At 56.7% G+C, this 1,748-nt stretch carries 2 protein-coding genes and 1 pseudogene; all 3 read left to right on the top strand.

Going from position 1 to position 1,748, the window contains the following annotated elements; all coding sequences use genetic code 11:
* Positions 1 to 467 (top strand): replication initiation factor domain-containing protein (locus GHO03_RS24385; protein WP_178110376.1); only part of this gene is annotated, 467 nt, incomplete at its 5' end.
* A complete protein-coding gene (locus GHO03_RS24380) occupies positions 464 to 643 on the top strand; it encodes a hypothetical protein (RefSeq protein WP_153334568.1) in 180 nt (59 codons plus the stop codon). The genes GHO03_RS24385 and GHO03_RS24380, both read left to right, overlap by 4 nt.
* A 685-nt stretch (positions 644 to 1,328) precedes the next feature.
* Positions 1,329 to 1,748, top strand: a pseudogene (locus GHO03_RS25405) (hypothetical protein); the annotation flags it as partial.

The following is a 1,748-nucleotide window of genomic DNA, read 5'->3' as shown; positions in this document are numbered from 1 at the left end:
TTCAACATGCCCAGGACAATCGTCTGGCTATCAACCAACAGGGTGATTGGGTCCGCGGTGAGGGTCGCACTCTGTATTTGGGGTCCAAGGACTCACCAGTTCGCCTGGTGCTCTACGAGAAAGGCTATGAGCAAGGTGGTGACGCTCCTCGGAACTGGGTCCGCCTTGAAGTCCGCGTTAGGCCAAAACGGGATCATCGAGCCGCTGTTGCTACCTGGGAGCCTGGACATGCTTTTTGCGCTGCTTGGATTCCGGATGCGCTCAAGTGTATTGGTTGGGATCACCTCGAAAAGAAGGCAGTAGGCACCGTCTGGAAGCGTTCAGACACCGAGCGGGCTAGGGCTGCACTGGTCAAGCAGTACGGCGCGATCATGGCTCAATGGGCGTCTGATGTTGGATCGTGGGAGGCTCTAGGACTGGCTATTGAGACCGCTATTGCTAAGCCAGTGACGGAGTGCACCGCATGAAACACTCGGATTTAACACCAGAGACGGTGCCTTGCTTTGTTGATGACCAGGACGCGCTACCGATCCCGGTTTTTGTCACTCTCGAATCGCACCGACTGGCAAAGGCACGGATACGGCAAAAGATCGCTGCTGCAACGGCAGATGATTCCAAGGCTGAACGGGATGGGACTGATTGACTGCTGGGCAAGATAGGTGAAGTAGCCCCACCAGCAAGCTGGCGACCCTTCTTCACGTCTTGCCAATTCGCCTACCGGCTCAAGGGGCTGTCTCCTTTGGCGTCCAATCTCTTGTGGCTGGGAGAGGTCTGGAGGAAGCGCTAGCGTAGCGCTGCGCAGCCTCCAGACCTCTCCCAGCGGACAAGCGCTAGCGCGTCAGTGACACACTTCTTGACTAGGTGGACACCTTGAACCACACTCAGGCTCAAAGTGTCCACCTGGAGTTTTCCCATGCCTACCCTTAAACCTAGAGTCCAAGTCACTTTGGAGCCTTCGACTCATGAGGTCATCGAACGTCTTGCAAAGCTCCAGGGGCGCACTAGAGGCGCGATCATTGCGGATCTGCTCAATTCCGTTGCTCCGAGCCTTACGCGCACTGTGGCGCTTCTGGAGGCCGCTATGGAGGCACCTAACGAGGTCAAGCGTGGTCTGCGGAGCGTTGTTGAAGGTCTCCATAACGAACTCGTTTCGGTCGCTGGGGATGCTTCTTCTCAGCTCGATATGCTCATGGGCAAGCTGTCGGAAGATGCTCATGCGGACGCAGCCGACCCCCATGTAGTAACACGGGGGTCAGGTATCTCCCCCCTTGCCGAGAAGGCACATCCCAAGAAGCCTCGAAAGCCTTATAAACCGGGGGGTTCAGCCAATGGCTAGATGGGATTGGTATCAATCAACCGTTCTTGTCCAAGACCCGCAACAATCCGGCCTTGTTGACGCTCTTTTGAGAGCATGGCCGCTGTCTGATTGGGCACCTGCTAAGAACCTCAACGGTTATCTCTACGGCGGACAGATCCGGCGCGGTGATCGAACTCTTTGCCACGTCTGCTGGGGAGGGCAAACAGGGGTCAACTGCAAGTCAACCAGTGATGAGTCTCCGGCTCTTGCAGCGGCTCTCCGGGAGTTTGGTAAACCCCATCTCCCCACCAGGGTGGACACTTGCGAAGACTGGCAGGAAGACGGCCTCTTTGACTCGATGGCTGCTCGCCTGATTCAACATGCCCAGGACAATCGTCTGGCTATCAACCAACAGGGTGATTGGGTCCGCGGTGAGGGTCGCACTCTGTAT

Origin of the sequence: Pseudomonas sp. FSL R10-1339 (genome assembly GCF_009600545.1) — a bacterium.
GTDB classification, from domain to species: Bacteria; Pseudomonadota; Gammaproteobacteria; order Pseudomonadales; family Pseudomonadaceae; genus Aquipseudomonas; species Aquipseudomonas bubulae.
This window is presented reverse-complemented; position numbering and strand designations above follow the sequence as displayed.

Bases quoted from the DNA above. Each gene is read 5' to 3' on its own strand.
- GHO03_RS24380 (WP_153334568.1), top strand. From the start codon at position 464: ATGAAACACTCGGATTTAACACCAGAGACGGTGCCTTGCTTTGTTGAT.